The organism is Rhodospirillaceae bacterium (assembly GCA_040219235.1).
Taxonomy (GTDB): domain Bacteria; phylum Pseudomonadota; class Alphaproteobacteria; order Rhodospirillales; family Rhodospirillaceae; genus WLXB01.
On sequence record JAVJSV010000016.1, the window covers coordinates 247,416 to 264,992 of the forward strand.

19 protein-coding genes are annotated in these 17,577 nt (G+C 50.7%); 11 read left to right on the plus strand and 8 right to left on the minus strand.

Translation table 11 applies throughout. The features are described 5' to 3' along the window. Positions 1 to 110 precede the first annotated feature (110 nt). Genes RIC29_15740 through RIC29_15750 form a run of 3 tightly spaced genes read left to right on the plus strand, consistent with a single transcriptional unit; the run spans position 111 to position 2,753 of the window. Entirely contained in the window at positions 111 to 995 is an 885-nt protein-coding gene (locus RIC29_15740) for an S-methyl-5'-thioadenosine phosphorylase (protein ID MEQ8736376.1), read from the plus strand. Between the two features lie 16 nt (positions 996 to 1,011). Continuing rightward, the gene (gene mtnA / locus RIC29_15745; GenBank protein ID MEQ8736377.1) at positions 1,012 to 2,109 is read left to right on the plus strand and encodes an S-methyl-5-thioribose-1-phosphate isomerase; all 1,098 of its coding nucleotides are present in this window, start codon (positions 1,012 to 1,014) and stop codon (positions 2,107 to 2,109) included. After that, a complete protein-coding gene (locus tag RIC29_15750; GenBank protein ID MEQ8736378.1) occupies positions 2,106 to 2,753 on the plus strand; it encodes a class II aldolase/adducin family protein in 648 nt (215 codons plus the stop codon). The genes mtnA and RIC29_15750 overlap by 4 nt, the downstream gene beginning before the upstream one ends. A gap of 4 nt (positions 2,754 to 2,757) precedes the next feature. Here the strand turns inward: RIC29_15750 and RIC29_15755 are convergent, their stop codons facing one another. From RIC29_15755 to RIC29_15770, 4 genes are read right to left on the minus strand one after another with little or no spacing between them, the layout of a single operon-like run. After that, positions 2,758 to 3,549 (minus strand): ABC transporter permease, encoded by a 792-nt coding sequence (locus RIC29_15755; protein MEQ8736379.1) that lies wholly within the window; start codon positions 3,547 to 3,549, stop codon positions 2,758 to 2,760. Continuing rightward, the gene (locus RIC29_15760) at positions 3,546 to 4,313 is read right to left on the minus strand and encodes an ABC transporter ATP-binding protein (GenBank protein ID MEQ8736380.1); all 768 of its coding nucleotides are present in this window, start codon (positions 4,311 to 4,313) and stop codon (positions 3,546 to 3,548) included. The genes RIC29_15755 and RIC29_15760 overlap by 4 nt, the downstream gene beginning before the upstream one ends. Before the next feature lie 6 nt (positions 4,314 to 4,319). Beyond that, complete coding sequence (locus RIC29_15765) at positions 4,320 to 5,351, minus strand: ABC transporter substrate-binding protein (protein ID MEQ8736381.1); 1,032 nt, start codon at positions 5,349 to 5,351, stop codon at positions 4,320 to 4,322. Between the two features lie 19 nt (positions 5,352 to 5,370). Next, positions 5,371 to 6,501: an adenylate/guanylate cyclase domain-containing protein gene (locus RIC29_15770; GenBank protein ID MEQ8736382.1), complete on the minus strand. Its 1,131-nt coding sequence runs from the start codon at positions 6,499 to 6,501 to the stop codon at positions 5,371 to 5,373. Between the two features lie 226 nt (positions 6,502 to 6,727). Between RIC29_15770 and RIC29_15775 the strand changes: the two genes are divergently transcribed. From RIC29_15775 to RIC29_15805, 7 genes are all read left to right on the plus strand, one after another. Further along, positions 6,728 to 7,996 carry a lytic murein transglycosylase gene (locus RIC29_15775; protein ID MEQ8736383.1) on the plus strand — a complete coding sequence of 423 codons (1,269 nt, stop codon included), beginning with the start codon at positions 6,728 to 6,730 and terminating at the stop codon, positions 7,994 to 7,996. 80 nt (positions 7,997 to 8,076) lie between these two features. After that, positions 8,077 to 9,069, plus strand: coding sequence for a septal ring lytic transglycosylase RlpA family protein (locus RIC29_15780; protein ID MEQ8736384.1), 993 nt, complete (start codon positions 8,077 to 8,079; stop codon positions 9,067 to 9,069). Between the two features lie 74 nt (positions 9,070 to 9,143). Next, complete coding sequence (locus tag RIC29_15785; GenBank protein MEQ8736385.1) at positions 9,144 to 10,301, plus strand: D-alanyl-D-alanine carboxypeptidase family protein; 1,158 nt, start codon at positions 9,144 to 9,146, stop codon at positions 10,299 to 10,301. A gap of 33 nt (positions 10,302 to 10,334) precedes the next feature. Beyond that, on the plus strand, positions 10,335 to 10,979 hold the full coding sequence (gene tmk, locus RIC29_15790; GenBank protein ID MEQ8736386.1) for a dTMP kinase: 645 nt from the start codon (positions 10,335 to 10,337) through the stop codon (positions 10,977 to 10,979). Continuing rightward, on the plus strand, positions 10,972 to 12,093 hold the full coding sequence (locus tag RIC29_15795) for a DNA polymerase III subunit delta' (GenBank protein ID MEQ8736387.1): 1,122 nt from the start codon (positions 10,972 to 10,974) through the stop codon (positions 12,091 to 12,093). Before tmk ends, RIC29_15795 begins: the two co-directional genes overlap by 8 nt. Positions 12,094 to 12,131: 38 nt before the next feature. Continuing rightward, entirely contained in the window at positions 12,132 to 13,718 is a 1,587-nt protein-coding gene (gene metG / locus RIC29_15800; protein ID MEQ8736388.1) for a methionine--tRNA ligase, read from the plus strand. A 4-nt stretch (positions 13,719 to 13,722) separates the two neighbouring features. Next, positions 13,723 to 14,502, plus strand: a complete 780-nt coding sequence (locus RIC29_15805) for a TatD family hydrolase (GenBank protein ID MEQ8736389.1) — start codon at positions 13,723 to 13,725, stop codon at positions 14,500 to 14,502. Between the two features lie 44 nt (positions 14,503 to 14,546). Here the strand turns inward: RIC29_15805 and RIC29_15810 are convergent, their stop codons facing one another. After that, positions 14,547 to 15,515 (minus strand): hypothetical protein, encoded by a 969-nt coding sequence (locus RIC29_15810; GenBank protein ID MEQ8736390.1) that lies wholly within the window; start codon positions 15,513 to 15,515, stop codon positions 14,547 to 14,549. A gap of 135 nt (positions 15,516 to 15,650) precedes the next feature. On the opposite strand from RIC29_15810, the gene RIC29_15815 reads away from it, so the two are divergent. Continuing rightward, complete coding sequence (locus RIC29_15815) at positions 15,651 to 16,478, plus strand: MBL fold metallo-hydrolase (GenBank protein MEQ8736391.1); 828 nt, start codon at positions 15,651 to 15,653, stop codon at positions 16,476 to 16,478. Positions 16,479 to 16,507: 29 nt separating this feature from the next. Here the strand turns inward: RIC29_15815 and RIC29_15820 are convergent, their stop codons facing one another. The 3 genes from RIC29_15820 to RIC29_15830 form a co-directional block, all read right to left on the minus strand. Then, positions 16,508 to 16,687 carry a hypothetical protein gene (locus RIC29_15820; protein ID MEQ8736392.1) on the minus strand — a complete coding sequence of 60 codons (180 nt, stop codon included), beginning with the start codon at positions 16,685 to 16,687 and terminating at the stop codon, positions 16,508 to 16,510. 8 nt (positions 16,688 to 16,695) lie between these two features. Then, on the minus strand, positions 16,696 to 16,887 hold the full coding sequence (locus RIC29_15825) for a hypothetical protein (protein MEQ8736393.1): 192 nt from the start codon (positions 16,885 to 16,887) through the stop codon (positions 16,696 to 16,698). 131 nt (positions 16,888 to 17,018) lie between these two features. Further along, complete coding sequence (locus tag RIC29_15830; GenBank protein ID MEQ8736394.1) at positions 17,019 to 17,447, minus strand: GFA family protein; 429 nt, start codon at positions 17,445 to 17,447, stop codon at positions 17,019 to 17,021. Positions 17,448 to 17,577: the final 130 nt, after the last annotated feature.

Sequence of the window (17,577 nt, forward strand, 5' to 3'; positions counted from 1 at the left end):
GCGATTTAAGTCAGAGCACGCGGGATACTAGAGGGCACCCGATAGGTCAAGATAGCTTTCCGTGTTTTGAGGGCTGTGGCACACTTCTGCCTCACATTTAGGAGCAAAGCATGGCGCATCCTGGGACTTCGCCTATCATTGGCATATTAGGCGGATCTGGCTTGTACGACATTGATGGCCTGACAGAAACGGCATGGACGTCAGTTGATACGCCGTTCGGAGCGCCTTCCGACAAGTTGCTGACAGGGATTCTTGAGGGGCAGAAAGTGGTTTTTCTCCCGCGCCATGGGCGCGGTCATAAGCTGTCTCCGACAGACATTAACTTTCGTGCCAACATCTACGCTCTTAAGTCCGTGGGCGTAACTGAAATTCTATCTCTTAGTGCATGTGGCTCTTTCAAAGAGAATCTCGCACCGGGTACTTTCGTGCTGGTTGATCAGTTTATTGATCGCACGTTTGCCCGTAAAAAGTCGTTTTTTGGGGATGGCTTTGTCGCTCACGTCTCAATGGCTCATCCTACGTGTAGCCGCCTCGCAGAGGATTTGGAAACTGCGATAAAGAAACTTCGCATACCTTTTCAGCGTGGCGGTTGTTACCTCACCATGGAAGGGCCGCAGTTTTCGACCTTGGCAGAATCTAAACTCTACCAATCTTGGGGCTGTGACATTATTGGCATGACCAACATGCCGGAGGCCAAGTTAGCTCGCGAAGCTGAGATGTGTTACGCGACAGTTGGCATGGTGACCGACTATGACTGCTGGCACCCTGACCATGATGCTGTCACAGTGGAACAGATTATTCAGACGCTGATGTCAAACGCTGATAACGCACGATCTCTGGTCAAGGCCGTTATCCCGCTGTTAACGGACCGCCAGGAAAACTGCGCGGCGGGATGTCATACCGCACTTGAGCATTCCATTATTACATCACCCGATGCGCAAGACGCAGAAAAGATCAAAGCGCTTGGCCCAATACTTGAGCGGGTATTAGGATAAATCAGAAAGCGTGATTATGAACGTCGATGGCAAATCATACAGGTCAATTTGGACAGCTGAAGACGATCGAACAGTCCGTATTATTGATCAGACCAAACTGCCCTATGAATTTGTTATTGAAGAGCTAACGTCATTAGAAGATACGGCATTAGCGATTAAAGACATGCTAGTGCGCGGCGCTCCTCTCATTGGTGCGACAGGCGCCTATGGTATGGCATTGGCCATGCGACAAGACCCTCGCGATGCAAACATTGATCGAGCGTTTGATTGTCTTATTGCGACACGTCCCACCGCCAGTAATCTTGCTTGGGCTTTAAAGCAGATGGCAGCGGCGCTCAGAGCTCAAACCAATTCAAACCGTGAAGTAATCGCGTATGCTTTAGCCGCACAGATCTGTGAAGATGACATAGCAACGTGCCGTACTATCGGGCAACATGGCGCCGGAGTCATGTCGCAGATATGGCAGCAAAAGGGGAAGCCTGACTGTTTCAATGTACTAACACATTGCAATGCCGGGTGGCTCGCGACCGTTGATTGGGGAACGGCATTGTCCGCAGTTTACGCGGCTCATGATGATGGAATGCCAGTCCACGTGTGGGTTGATGAAACCCGACCCCGAAACCAAGGAGCGAGCTTAACGGCCTGGGAACTGGGTAAACATGGCGTCCCTCACACCCTCATCGTCGATAACGCTGGCGGTTATCTCATGCAGCATGGGCAAGTCGATATGTGCATTGTCGGGACAGACCGAACCACTGCAACTGGCGATGTTTGCAATAAGGTGGGAACCTATCTGAAAGCGCTGGCAGCTCACGCTAACGACGTGCCATTTTATGTCGCATTACCTTACTCGACCATAGACTGGGGGGTCTCAGATGGGGTTCAGGAGATTCCGATTGAAATACGTGCGCCGACCGAAGTAACTGAGATTAGGGGGGTGAATGCCACCGGTTTAGTCGAGACGGTGCGTATTGCCCCAGAGGGAACTAAGGCATTGAATGTCGCGTTTGATGTTACGCCAGCGCGCTATGTGACGGGACTCATTACAGAACGTGGCGTGTGCGAAGCATCGAAAGAGGGATTGCTCGGCCTTTATCCAGAAAGAATGGCATGAGCAGCAATCATGAGTTAGAACTTCGGTGTGCGCTTATCGAAACCTGCCAAGAGATATCGAGAACAGGTTTATCTTTTGGCACATCGGGCAATGCCAGTGTGCGGCTTGATCGTAATTCTCTTCTCATCACACCAAGTGGTATGAGTTACCACACGCTAAAACCTCAAGACATCGTGACACTAAAATTTGACGGTTCCTACGCAGGTCAGAGTCTTCCCTCATCTGAATGGCGTATTCATCGTGATATTCTCCAGGCGCGTTTAGACGTAAACGCTGTTGTCCATGTGCATTCACAATCGGCAACTGCGCTTGCCTGTCAGAACAGGTCGATCCCAGCGTTTCATTACATGGTTGCGGTTGTAGGCGGGAACTCAATTCGATGCGGGGCTTATGCAACGTTTGGAACCCAGGAATTGTCAGACGCCACGCTTATTGCACTAGAGGCTCGTCAGGCATGTCTGATGGCAAACCATGGCCAAGTTGCACTTGGAACTGACTTACGGTCAGCATTCAACTTGGCAGGAGAGGTTGAAAACCTGGCAGCTATGTATCTGTTAAGTTGCCAAGGGCAAGAGCCAATACTTCTCAGCGATGGTGAAATGGCTATCGTGGCAGAGAAATTCAAAAGCTACGGACAGGGATAAAAAGCTAAGCCGTGGTTTCTGAATCGATTGCACTTTCATGCCAATCGCACAGCAGGCGATGGGAAACCCAATTGAGAATCATATAAATTCCATAACCGGCAATGCTGAGTAAGACAAAACAGGCCAATGCCCGGGAAAGTTCAAGGCGATAACTGGCTTCCAGCAGGCGGGATGCTAAACCGGAACTTTCTCCGCTGGTCCCGGCCACCATTTCAGCAACAACCGTTCCAATGAGAGCAAGCCCCCCGCTGATTCTGAGACCTCCCAAGAAATAGGGCAGCGCTGTGGGGATAAGGAGGTGCCGTAAAACCTGCCAGCGACTGGCATTGTAAAGCCTGAAGAGGTCTTTCAGGTTCTGATCCGCGCTTTTCAGCCCCAATAGCGTGTTCGAAATGATCGGAAAAACTGCGGCCATCCATGCCAAAATCAATAGCACGATAAAAACACTATCAACCCAAATGATGATAAATGGCGCCACGGTCACAATGGGTGTGACTTGAAGAAATACGGCGTAGGGAAACACCATACGTTCAAGCACCGCCGACTGAGCCATCGCAACGGCTAAGCCAACGCCGGTAACACAGGCCAACAAAAGCGCCAATACTGTAACTTGCAACGTAACAGCAAGCGCAGACAACAGGTCTGGCCCATCAATCCACAAAGCCAGTGCAATCGCACTAGGACCTGGCAGGATGTATTCGGGTATTTCCCTAAAGGTGACAGTGAGTTCCCAGAGACCAAGTACGATAATTCCAAATAAAATTGGCAAGACGGCGCGGTTAAAAAACCGGATCATATCTGTGCCGCCATGGCATGCCTCAGATAATTTGAAACGGATGCGCTGAAATCAGTAAAATTATGCTGATCGCGCAGCTCTGCATTTCGAGGATATGCAAAGGGTACAGCAACATCTGCAACGACGCGGCCTGGACGAGGGGACATCACAATAACGCGCTCAGAGAGAAACGCCGCTTCGCGAATGCTGTGTGTAACAAAAACGACCGTCCATTTCTGATCTTCCCATAACCTTAACAGATCTTCATTCAATTGGGCCCGCGTAAACTCGTCGAGCGCCGCAAAAGGCTCATCAAGCAGCAGAAGATTTGGCTCAGTTATGAGGGCTCTCGCGATAGAAACCCTCATTTTCATTCCACCGGACAATTCGCGTGGATAAGTTTGGTGAAACTCTTCTAATCCGACCCAAGCTAAGACGGTCTCGATACGGTCATGATCACCGCGCGCCCACCCTTGAAGGCGCAAGGGTAGAGAAACATTTTCATAGACGGTGGCCCAAGGCATTAGGGTCGCTTCCTGAAACACGAACCCAACATCTCTTTTTTGGTCATGGTGTTGATGGTCAATGTGTCCTGATGTTGGTGTAATCAGGCCAGACATGAGACGCAGCAGAGTCGATTTCCCGCAACCCGAGGGGCCGACTAATGAGACAAACTCGCCGTGCTGTATTTTTAGGGTCGTTGGCGCGAGTGCAACTGTTCCAGACCGGTACGTCTTTTCGACCAGGTTTAGATTTAGCGAAAATTGAGAATCTGAAGCCGACATAGAACGTTAGTCGGCACCTTGCCGAACAGCCTCCATGCCAACTTGCCGACCAACAAAACTTGGCGAGAAGGCTTTGGTGTAATCCAAATCAGCTGGGTAGACGTTGTCTTGAACCATTACGTCAAAAAAGGTCTTCCATCGTGCTGGTGTCATAGCGCCAATGCCATATTTTGCTGCGTCACCACTATCCACAAGACCATACCGTCTCAACATTTCGTGTCCATAATTCAGTAACTCATCCGTCATATCTGGGTTATCTTTTTTGATAAGGGCGTAAGCGGGTGAGGGGTCTGAATACAAAAAGCTGTACCAACCTCGAATACTAGCGTCGACAAAGCGTTGAACGAGGTCTGGATTACTGTTCACCAACCTCTGTGAGGTTTGGATGATAGCCGCATAACTGGCGTAGCCTGAGTCAGCCAGTAAAAAAACATTCGGTTCGATGCCTGTTTCTCGAATGATGAACGGTTCACTTGTCAGATATCCCTGCTGAACAGCAGTTGGGTCTGCGAGAAAAGGGGCAATGTTAAATGTATACGGCGCGATTTGCTGATCCTCAAAGCCGTAGCGCACTTTTAGAAAGCGCCAAAAGCCGATCCGCGTATCGGGAGAAATCATGATTTTTTCAGAACGCAAATCCGCTAATGATTTATGACCCCGTGCCGCATGTGAAATAAGAACGGCAGGATCCTTTTGAAACATCGCCGCGACAGCAACCACGGGAATGTCTTGGTAGGCAAAGTTAAGAGGAATGAAGGAATTGGGTGCCATACTAAAGTCGAGCCTGCCTGCGGCAAGCAGTTGCGCATGATTAACCTGCGGGCCGCCTTGCCGGATGGTAACGTCAAGCCCAGCATCTTCGTATAGGCCGAGCGCCTGTGCTTGATAAAAGCCACCATGTTCCGCCTGAGCGCGCCAATCTGTGCCAAAGCTAATCTGATCAGCAGCGTATATTGGCAGGGAAGGGAAATAGGCGAGCAGTAAAGTCAACCCGATCAACGTCACTTTGGCGAGGGCCGACCGTCGCTCCCAAGTCATTTTTATCTCGCCTGATCCGTTAAATCTTGAAGGTATTTCCACCGCCGCCCGTATTGCCACCACCCGCCGCAGGGGCTTTGGCTTTTGTGCCGCCGCCACTACTTCCACCAGCGCTCGGTGTTGAAGCCCCCTCAAGTGGGAAGACTTTAAACAACTCGGGCGGTTGAGCGATATTTTTCATGGGTAAACGCCCGACACTGACGAAGTGAGCCGGAACATTATTTTTTGCTTCTGACTGGATCGCGTCGGAGACCATAATTCCATCCGCATCGGCCTTTGGCTCAATGCGGGCGGCAATATTCACACCATCACCAAACACATCGTTCCCGGTAACCATAACTTCCCCCATATGGCAACCGATACGAACGTGAAACTGGTCATCAGGGGTTTTTGTTTTGTTGTAATCGCCAATCGCTTTCTGGATATCCATAGCGCACTGGACAGTATTGTTGGCTGAGCGGAACTTCACCATGAAGGCATCACCGATTGTCTTAATCACAGTGCCACGATTGCGGACAATTTGATTTCGCACGATGTCGTTATGGATTTGCAGCTTTTTGTACATGCCAGCTTCATCGGCCCCCATGGCCTTACTAAAACCAACAATATCCGTCATCATAATCGCGGTCTTTTGTCGTTTGGGGTCTTTTGCCGTGCCAACTCCAAACGCGTCGTCAATTTCTTCAAGTTCAGAGTCGCTTTTTCTCAGTAAATTCAGGAGTTTAAGCGGGTTTATGTAGGCCAACGCTGAACCAAGACCGACGGTGAGCAAGGTGGTGTATATGGCTTGGAGTACCTTAGACATCCCCCAGACCAAGATCACCGCGAACAAGAAGGCGAACCACATGGCCTTGCCCGTCATCAGCCAACCTTGCTCCGTTGTCTCAATCACATAAGCAGAGTCAGAGAACAAAGCATACGATTGAATAACGGAGTAGATGTACAGGCCAGCGACGGCGAGCGTTTTGATGGGATCATCAAAGTAGATACGAACGATAACCAAGCCAGCCAGAACACCAAGATACAGCAATAGGAACGTCGGTGATTGAATCTGAAGATCCATGGTCGCCGCGAACATATTGAAAAACCAATCGTTCAAGACCCCGCTGCTTTCAATGGTTTGAACAGCGACCTCTTCTTGACCTTCCATTAGATATCTTCCCCTTACCGCTCAAAAATCCGAAATAGAATTCAGACTGTGATTTCCACTTTAAAACCCCTGTCATGGGCCGAGTTGACCCGCAACGTTCTGAAATAGAAGCGATTTTGCGCGACGACGCAACACTGAACAGTGTATCTCAGAGGTTAATTCAATGCCACGCGGAAGACCCCAGATGGAGACGTTCTGGTGATGGCTTTTAAGATGAGAGATTTGAATGGCGAAACAAAAAATAAATCTAATCATTTCAATACCTTGGCTGCACTTTTCGCGGACAGTGTTTGTTTTTCTGATGCTTGGGTTCAGTCCTTTTGCCTCCGCGCAAGAAATAGCCCCCGAGATTGAAAAAGAATCATTCGATGAATGGCTTGAAGCCGTCTCAAACGAAGCAAAGTCATTAGGGCTCAAAGACTCCGTTGTCGATGAAGCCCTCGAGGGCGTTGAGCCAGTTCCCAGAGTCATTGAATTGGACCGCCAACAGCCGGAATTTACTCAGAGTTTTTGGGCGTATCTCGATGGACGAGTGTCAGAAAACCGTATTTCAGAGGGAAAGAGACTGTTATCGGAGCATGCCCAGCTTCTGCGAGAGATTGAACTGAAACACGGTGTCCAAGCTAGATTCTTAATCGCCTTTTGGGGACTTGAAACAAACTTTGGTAAGTTCCTTGGCGGTTTTCCGGTCATAGAGTCCCTTGCGACACTGGCTTACGACGATCGCAGGAGTGCATTTTTCAGGTCTGAATTGTTTGACGCGCTTCGAATCTTAAATGGTGGTCATATTGAGCGGAAAAACATGATGGGGTCTTGGGCCGGAGCTATGGGACAGCCTCAATTCATGCCATCGACCTTTACCCGTCACGCGATTGATGAAAATGGCGATGGCCGCATCGATATATGGGGCTCTCTGCCCGATGTCTTTGGCTCGGCTGCCAATTACCTCAGTAACGTCGGCTGGAATAATGAATATACCTGGGGCAGGGAAGTAAGCTTGCCATCTGATTTCGATCTGGACCTTGTGGATCTCAGCAAAAAGCGACCTTTGGCCGCATGGCAAGAGGCCGGTGTAAGACGGATTGATGGGCGAGACTTGCCTCAAGCCGACATTACAGGGGCTCTTGTTCTGCCTGCTGGGCATAAAGGCCCCGCTTTTCTGGTCTACGGCAATTTTGATGCCATCATGAATTGGAACAGGTCTTTACTTTACGCGATTTCTGTCGGTCATCTTGCTGACCGTCTCATAGGTATGGGGCCTCTAAAGTCGGACAGACACACGGAGCGCCCGCTTTCCCGTGACCAAGTACTTGAATTGCAGGCTATTCTAAATAGGCTGGGCCATGAGTCAGGTGAACCTGATGGTCAAGTTGGCCCCAGAACACGAAGTGCAGTCCAAGCCTTCCAAAAAGAAAATGGTTTACCTGCCGATGGCTACCCGGATGGCTTTGTCTTTGAAACCATTCTGTCTAAGGCTGATATACCCCCTGGTTGAACTATGAGCAATTGTTGCGGATAGATGATTAGCCTCATAAAATACGATATACTGTGTCATTGGGTCGAGGAATATACCATATGCTGAGTTCAACTGGGCAAACGCGGCTTGTCGCCCTGACTATGATGAGTGTGCTGCTCGCTGGATGCGCTGGTCGACCGCAGCAGACTCAGAGCGTTGACCAAGATTTTCCATCATATATGGAGCTTGGTCGCGATACCCGCGGTAATCTGGTCACGAGCTACAAAATCGGTAATCCCTATCAGGTTGCTGGAACTTGGTACTATCCCGCCGAAGACTATGGGTATCGGGAGGAAGGCATTGCCTCGTGGTATGGACCGGGCTTTAACGGCAAACGTACGGCCAACGGCGAAGTTTACGATATGAATGCCCTGACGGCAGCTCATAAAACTCTGCCGATACCAAGCGTCGTACAAGTCACGAACCTAGAAAATGGGCGAACGATAAAGCTCAGGATTAATGATCGCGGCCCTTTCGTTGAAGGACGAATTATCGACCTATCAAAACGAGCGGCGCAATTGCTGGACGTCGAGCGGGCTGGCATAGCACGGGTGCGTGTAGAACTTGTTCCGGAAGATTCTTTGACCCTGCGGAACATCGCCCTTGATGCAGGAGGCCAGCCAACTCTTTCAGAAATGCCTGGCGTGATAGCCTCTCCTCGTGTTGCTGTCGTTTCGGAAGCCTTAGCCCCCCCCTCAGTATTGTCGGCACCACTATCGTCAGCACCAGCACCTCCAACTGCAATTGCCTCAACGGCTTTGCCGCCTCCAGTCACTCCACAGCCAATTGGCACGGCCGGTATAGCAACCGCCAGTACAATAGAGAGTGGCGTCTTCATACAAGCAGGCGCCTTTGCGGATGTAAGCAATGCCCGGCGCCTTGAAGCGCAGCTCTCCAGCATGGGAGAGGTTAGCGTTGCCATGGCTGATATTGAAGGTAGCGTGTTCCATCGTGTGCGCATTGGTCCCTTGGCCAATCGCAGTGCTGCAGAACGGTTACTTTCTGATATGCTGGACCAAGGATTTGAAGGTGCCCGTATTGTTGAAGACTAAGTGATCTTGCCATCCTTGTACTTGCCATGCTTGGGCCGCATTGTGAGGCATACAATTGAATGATGACCCTAAATATGAAGAATTCTATCGCGAAACTCTTTGCTGTTTTTATATGTATCGTTGTGTCTGCGCCAGCAGCCAATGCAATCGATATTGCAGCCCGAGAATTCATACTCGTTGATTTTCAAACGGGGACGGTGCTGAACAGTCAAAACAGTGATGAGGCTATGCCACCGTCGTCGATGTCCAAATTGATGACCGCCTATATGGTTTTTGAAGCCATTCATTCAGGCGCTTTGTCCTTAGATGACGAATTTATGGTTAGCGAGAACGCCTGGCGCGAGGGCGGAGCTGCCTCTGGTGGCTCAACAATGTTTCTGGAGCCAAACTCTCGGGTGCGAGTAGAAGATCTTCTGCGAGGGATCGTCATTCAATCCGGCAATGACGCCTGCATTGTCGTGGCAGAAAATATGTCTGGTAGTGAAGAGGCTTTCGCTCAACAAATGACGGAGCGAGCCAAAGAACTGGGGATCACGGGCAGTAACTTTACCAACGCCACGGGATTACCAGACCCCAATCACTACATGACTGCAGATGACCTTGCTTTGCTAGCGCGACGCATCATCACTGACTTTCCGGAATATTACTCACTCTATGCAGAGACCGAGTTTAGCTACAACGATATTAAGCAATTTAATCGCAATCCCCTGCTTTATCGACCGGGTGGTGCAGATGGCCTAAAGACCGGCCATACGGACATTGCAGGCTACGGTTTAACAGCTTCTGCAATGCGTGATGGCCGCAGGCTTATTTTAGTGGCAAACGGGATGGCCAGCACTCAAGCTCGCTCCGAAGAGACGGCTAAGCTGATGGATTGGGGCTTCCGGAATTTCACAAACAAGGACCTTTTCCGCGCAGGAGAGCAGGTCTCAGATGCCGAGGTCTGGTTGGGCTTAGAGCTTACAGTCCCATTGATTATTGAACAGGACGTGACGGTAACAATACCGCGTCAGGCATGGCGGACACTTGAGGTGAAGGCCGTCTATGACGGACCGATCGCCGCACCAATTGAACAAGGCACGCAAATTGCGAAGCTTGTTATCAATGGTGAAGGTATGGATCCTATCGAATATAATCTCGTCTCGGGTGCTTCAGTCAAACAGCTCGGTTTTGCGGGTCGTATACAAGCTGCCGCTTCACAGATTCTGTTCGGCTTTTCCAGCGCAAATTAAAATCTGACTACGTCCAACAAGAAGGACACATCTGTGTCAGCAGGGTTATTTATTACGCTTGAAGGTGGCGAGGGGAGTGGTAAGTCGACCCAAGCGAAGCATCTTAAGCTGCGTCTAGAACAAGCTGGGCATGCCGTCGTGCAAACTCGTGAGCCCGGCGGCTCGGAAGGCGCTGAGGATATCAGAGCTCTGCTTGTCACCGGCGAGCCTGACCGCTGGGATGGGATGACAGAGGCGCTTCTTCTATTTGCTGCGAGACACGACCATTTAGAGCGCATTATTAAACCAGCGCTAAAAGCCGGAAAAATTGTGCTCTGTGACCGTTTTACAGACTCAACCATGGCCTACCAAGGGTATGGTCATAATCTCGGGCGGGAAACTATTGAAAAGCTAAACGCAGTCGCACTCGACGGTTTTGGACCTGACCTGACTTTGATCCTTGATCTGCCTGTGGATACAGGCTTGTCACGGGCCATGTCTCGTGGCGATGGAGAACAGCGCTATGAAGATATGGATATCGCATTTCATCAGCGCCTGAGAGACGGCTTTCTTGATATCGCCAAACGTGAACCGGATCGATGCAAAGTGGTTGATGCCTCAGGGTCGGAAGAGGATGTTGCAGAAAAAATTTCAGGCGTCGTAATGCCGTTGTTGGCCACAGGCAAAGCCTGTGGCTAAGAAACCGGCTAAAATTGAAGAAGACCTTGTCCCGCATCCGCGCGCGAATGCGTATTTCACCGGACACGATGCAGCCGAAGCCTCGTTTCTGGAGGCATGGTCCTCAGGACGATTGGCCCATGCCTGGCTGATTTGTGGGCCACGTGGGATCGGAAAAGCGACGTTCGCCTATCGCCTGGCGCGCTTTGCGCTCTCTCAGCCGACCGCTGGAGCATCAGAAAGCAGTCTATTTGGCGCTGCAGCACCGACTGAGATGTCCTTACAGATATCTAAGGAACATCCGGTCTTCAAGCGAATTGCGGCCTTGGGCCATGGCGATTTTCGCGCCATTGAGCGTGCGTGGACGGACAACAAGCAAAGCAAAAAAAAGGCATCCATCACCGTTGGCGAAGTCCGCGGCATTGGCAGCTTCTTAAGGTTAACGCCGGCAGAAGGTGGTTGGCGTGTAGTGATTATCGATGCCGCCGACGAGATGAACCGTAATGCGGAGAATGCGGTTCTGAAGGTACTTGAGGAGCCGCCAGAAAAAGCTCTTATTTTCCTGGTCGCGCACAATCCGGCCAGGCTTTTGCCGACTATTCGTTCCCGCTGCCGCAAAATTGATTTATCGCCACTGCCGTCAAATACAGTCTTAGCCTTGGTAAATCGCTACCGACCGGACATCACAAGTAAGGATATTAAGGCATTGTCAGTCCTGGCAGATGGCTCGATTGGCCGCGCCATAGAATTGGCCGATGCTGGTGGATTAACCTTATTCCGAAATCTTATCGGTGTTCTAGCATCCATGCCTAAAATGGATATTGGGATGGCCCATAGCTTGTCTGATGCTGCGTTGAAGGGGGACGGATTCCGCACCATTGCTGATCTATTAAGCTGGTGGCTGGCACGGATGGTGTCTGTGACAGCCCGGGAGGGATGGGCCCAGACAGAGGAAATCATACCTGGGGAACACGCCATTGCGGATCGCCTGTGCGCCTCGGCTGGCCTTGATCAATGGGTGGAGGTATGGGAAAAGATCGCCCGCCTGTTCGAACGCGCTGACGCAGTGCATCTCGATAAAAAGCGGACCGTTCTCAACGCGCTTCTTGCCATCGAACAACGGGCTGCAAGTTAGTCTTCAGATCCGAGCCATGGCATCGCGCCGGAGTTATTATGTCAGCCGGATCAGATAAGACCTATTACGTTACGACGCCGATTTATTACGTTAATGACAAGCCGCATACCGGGCATGCGTACACAACCATAGCCTGCGATGTAATGGCGCGTTTTAAGCGACTGGACGGCTATGACGTTAAGTTCCTGACCGGAACCGATGAGCACGGCCAGAAGGTCGCAAAGGCAGCAGCCGAGAAGGGGGTGACACCACAGGCATTTACTGACGAAGTATCTCAGACCTTTAATGATCTGACCGATACGCTTGATGTCACCAACGATGATTTTATCCGTACGACGGAAGAGCGCCATACAAAAGCCTGCCAGGCGTTGTGGACACGGATTGCCGGGAAAATCGCCCCGGACGGCAAACCCTGGATTGTTCTGGATACCTATGCGGGTTGGTACTCCGTGCGTGATGAGGCCTATCACACGGAAGACGAGTTAACGGCTGGTCCCGACGGCATCAAACTCGCCCCCAATGGTAATCCGGTCGAATGGGTCGAGGAAGAAAGCTACTTTTTCCGCCTGTCAGCTGCGGCGCCACTGCTCATAGAGTATTACGACGCTCATCCCGATTTCATCGCCCCGAATAGCCGCCGCAACGAAGTGACCAGCTTTGTCAAAGGTGGGCTCAGGGATCTTTCCATCTCTCGCACAACGTTTGATTGGGGGGTGCCCGTTCCGGGTGATGATAAACATGTGATGTATGTGTGGATTGACGCGCTCACCAATTACCTGACGGCGACCGGCTACCCTGATGAAAACGCCAAGGAATACAAAGCCTTCTGGCCTGCTGATCTGCATATGATTGGTAAGGATATTATCCGTTTTCACTGCGTCTATTGGCCTGCTTTTCTGCTCGCGGCCGATCTGCCACTGCCAAAGCGGATATTTGCCCATGGGTGGTGGACCATTGAAGGCCAGAAAATGTCCAAGTCCCTGGGCAATGCCATTGATCCGAACGCTTTGATTGAAGATTACGGCTTGGATCAATTGCGTTACTTCCTGCTGCGGGAGGTTCCGTTTGGGAACGACGGCGATTTCTCCAAAGTCGCTTTGATCCAACGGGCAAATGGCGAATTGGCCAATGAATTCGGCAACTTATCCCAGCGTGTTCTGTCGATGATTCATAAGAACTGCGACGCAAAAGTCCCGAGCCCCGAAGAATTCAACGAAGATGACGCTGAAATCCTAGGCATGGCAGCGGCTCTGTTGGAGCCTGTGCGTGACGTGATCGACCGTCAGGCATTTCATGAGGCGCTCGAGATCATCTGGACCGTTGTCAGAGGCGCCAACGCCTATGTCGATCATCAGGCACCCTGGGTGCTGCGCAAGGAAAACCCCGCGCGTATGGCGACAGTGTTGTACGTGCTGACGGACGTGATCCGCATGATCTCGTTGATTATGCAGCCGTTTACGCCCCATGCAGCCGAGGACATCCTCAATCAGCTATCCATTCCAGACTCACAACGGGACTTTGAGGCGTTTGCGCCAGGTCATGCGCCGGTGCCGGGTGAGGATTTGCCGAAGCCAGAACCTGTGTTCCAAAAGCTGGAACTGCCCGAAGAGAACAAAACGGAGTAGGGGCATGTTGGTCGACAGTCATTGCCATTTGGACTTTCCTGACTTTCAAGATGACTTAGAGGGCGTGGTCGGCCGCGCCAGGGAGGCTGGCGTAGGGCACTTCCTGACCATCTGCACCCATATCACTAAGTTTGATCAGGTTCGCGCGGTTGCGGCACGTTTTGATGATATGCACTGCACCGTTGGGATTCACCCCCATGAAGCTGAACACGAACCGGAGGTTGATCAGGCGCGGCTTCTAGAGATCGCGACAAATGACCCAAAAGTCGTGGCGTTTGGTGAAACCGGCTTGGACTTCTTTTACGATCATAGTCCGCGTGAGATTCAAGAACGGCAGTTCCGCACGCATATTGCCGCAGCCCGTGAGGCCCAACTTCCGATCGTCATCCATACGCGCGATGCGGACCCGGAAATGACGCGTATTCTGGAAGAGGAAATGGCTTCTGGCGCGTTTCCGGGGGTGATACATTGCTTTAGCTCTGGCCCGGAACTTGCTGAAAAAGCAGTAGAATTAGGTCTTTATATTTCCCTGTCCGGCATCGTGACGTTCAAAAAAGCCGAAGACCTCCGTGAAACCGCCAGGCGTGTGCCTTTGGACAGACTGTTGGTCGAAACAGATTCTCCCTACCTGGCACCTGTGCCTAAGCGCGGTAAACGCAACGAGCCTGCCTTTGTGGCCCATACGGCCGCCTGCGTGGCTGAATTGCATGGCCTAACCGCCGCGGACTTAGCCACCAAAACCACTGAGAACTTCTTCACCCTATTCAGCAAAGCAAAAGCCTGATCTGACAAGGTGATATCGTAAGAAGTATTCTTGTAACTCTCTAACTACTGATGATGAATACCGCAGACTTGGGTCATATTAACCAGTGAATTAAAACTGGAGTTTTGGATGCCCTGTCCAACAATTGCTGTGTAGGTACTGCCTTGAATTAGCGGCTCAAAGATAAGGTTGGCATGTTGTTGATTGTTGGACGGAATCCAATCTACTAGGTCTTCAAAAAATGACATAGGTGAGGCATAGGATGTGTTCGCGGTTGTCGCAATATTGACTACACCCTGCACGACGCCAGTGCGAGAGTCAGTTATTGTGACTTGGTAGTCCCTATCACTATTTGCGTAGTTATGTAGAAAAACGAGTGTCGGATAGCCCGAGAGAACGGACGTATGCACGTTGACGAGAGCTGAGTTGATGATTGAGTAATCGAACGTAGGGTCGAAAGTGCAAACGCTCATATTCTCAAAAAAGCCATTGGTTCCGTTGTAAATGACGTGCTGGTAGCCAACGTAATTCCCTGCACTTGGACTTTTGACATAAAATGAGTACCCCGTGTCACCAGTCAACAACGAGCCGGCTCCTGCCTCACTCAGTATCTCGTCCATCGAATATTGAGGCGACGCCTTGTCCGGAATATTGAACGTGGCAGTGCCATATGTGATGGCAGAAACAGAACCGACTACTGACAGATCTATAGTGGTCGGCGCTCCGCTCATATTGATAAATCGGAAGTACGATAAGTTACCGTCAGATCCATCAAACGTCGGTGCAATGACCGTGTAAACTGTTCCGTTGAGAGCTTGTTCGCCCTCCCGGTTTCTCTCTGCGTTAGGGGGTGGGGCTAGCTGTAAGGCTTGCGGTGCATTGAACCCGGCTGGCGCACGGCCAGTCACATATTCTTCAGGCATTTGCACAACAGAGGTATCCGCAAGGGTGGCGTTTTCTAGAGCGAAAAAGCCAAACACGGATAGAGCAATGCTAAGGCTTGCGTATAATTTAACTTTAGAATTCAATGCCATAGCAGTACTCATCGTGGAATTAAGAGAGCAACCCATAATACAAATCATAAAATTTCATTTAGTGTAACTAGAAAATATAACAATTTTAACGAGCTAATTTCTACTTTGACCTAATTTTGAGCTTGGATTTAGCATTTGCCAGCAGCCTCAGACCTCAGTGACCGCACTTCCCGCGACCTAACCGTAACGATCCTGGGCTGCGGTGGAGCAGGGGGCGTGCCCACGGTTTCAGGAGGGTGGGGCGCCTGCAACCCCACCAACCCGCGCAATGACAGGCTGCGCGCCTCGGTGCTGGTTGAGCAGGGAGAGACACGCCTGCTCATTGATGCTTCGCCAGATTTACGCGCCCAATGCCTTATCAATAACATTATAACGTTGGATGGCGTTCTGTTTACCCATGACCACGCGGACCATACCCATGGGCTCGATGATCTAAGGGAGATCAACCGTGTCATTCATGGCCCGCTGGATATCTGGGCCGATCAAGACACCCTAAACGGTCTTATGAGCCGCTATGCTTATGCTTTTGAAGGTATACCCGAAGGGCAGCCTATTTTCCGCCCCTGGCTCTCACCACATCTGATTACAGCACCCAAAGCGTTCGACTGCGCCGGAGTAACAATAACGCCGTTCCTTCAGGATCATGGCTTTATGGACACGCTGGGCTTTCGCATCGGGAGTTTCGCGTACTCCACAGACTTGGTGCATCTGCCGGATGCCGCAAAGGATACGTTGCAAAACCTCGATCTTTGGGTTGTCGGAGCCCTGACCAATGACAGTAACCATCAGACCCATGTCAGCTTGGACACGGCCTTTGAGTGGATCTCAGAACTGAAACCAAAACGCGCGATCATCACGCATATGGGGCCGAGCCTGGATTACGAGGCCGTAATGGCCAAATGCCCGGTTGGCGTTGAGCCCGCCTATGATGGATTAATGACGCAGATCAAGAGCGCGATATGAGTGCCCTTAACCTTGCTGATAGGTCTTCTTCAGCGATTGAGACTGGACGGTTTGGAGATAAACCCCTTGCCATGCTTTCCGTCGCGTCCACCGAACCATAAAAACAACCATTTGTACTTATTCGCGACCGCAATGTCTGAAAACAGAGTTGGGTAATAATTATAAAATCCATGGTTCAGGTAAGGGGTCATGGGAAGCACATGAAGCATCGCCCCATTCACCTTGCAGTGGTGTGCGCATTCTCAAAAACAGAGCGCTGGTCAAAGATATGCTCACTGGTGCCATTGTTCACGACGAGATCAAACGTTTCGTCGAGCCCTTGATCCGCTGCCAGTGATTGATTGAGGTCGTAAATTTCGGCACCCAGGTGCGTGTTTACGTCGATGGCGAGATAGCGCTCAAAATTCAACCATCGAATATCTGACTTCCAAAGTCGAGAATACTTTTGTGGTCTTTCAGATTTTTTACCACTTCTGACGCCGCCAAGGCGGTTAAGGGATTAAACATGCTCTGCGTATCTCCGTCTGGGCGTTTGCCAGCTTAGTCTGATGAACTGAACATGGCGAATATCTCAGGCCCGGTCATGTTCTGCGTTTCATTGGCAAAGCTATAATAACTGGGTTTTTCATCGACAAAGACTTGCGTGGTAAAGGCGAGGGTGCCCTCGTCGCACTCAAATAAGCCAACAGGCATCATGTGTTCTTTCGTTTCTTTGATGCGATAGAACAAATGCGTGCCGCATTTCGCGCAAAAACCGCGCTCGGCCCAATCCGACGAACTAAAGACGGAGATATTCTCCTGGCCCGCAAATGAGACCTCTGTGCCACAGTTAATCTCGACGTAAGGTCCGCCACTCCAGCGTCGGCACATGCGGCAATGACACGCACCAACATGATTGCTGGCGGCCTTGGCGGTTATGCTGACAGCACCACACAGGCATTTGCCGTATTTTTCTGAAACGTCTGACATGGTGGTGATCTCCTGTGACATAAAATTATTCTCCTAGTGCCGATATCATATCGTGCATTGGGATGTGCCGTAATTATAGAATTGTGATTCTGAATATTATTAATCTAAACAGAGACTTAGGAGCACTTTC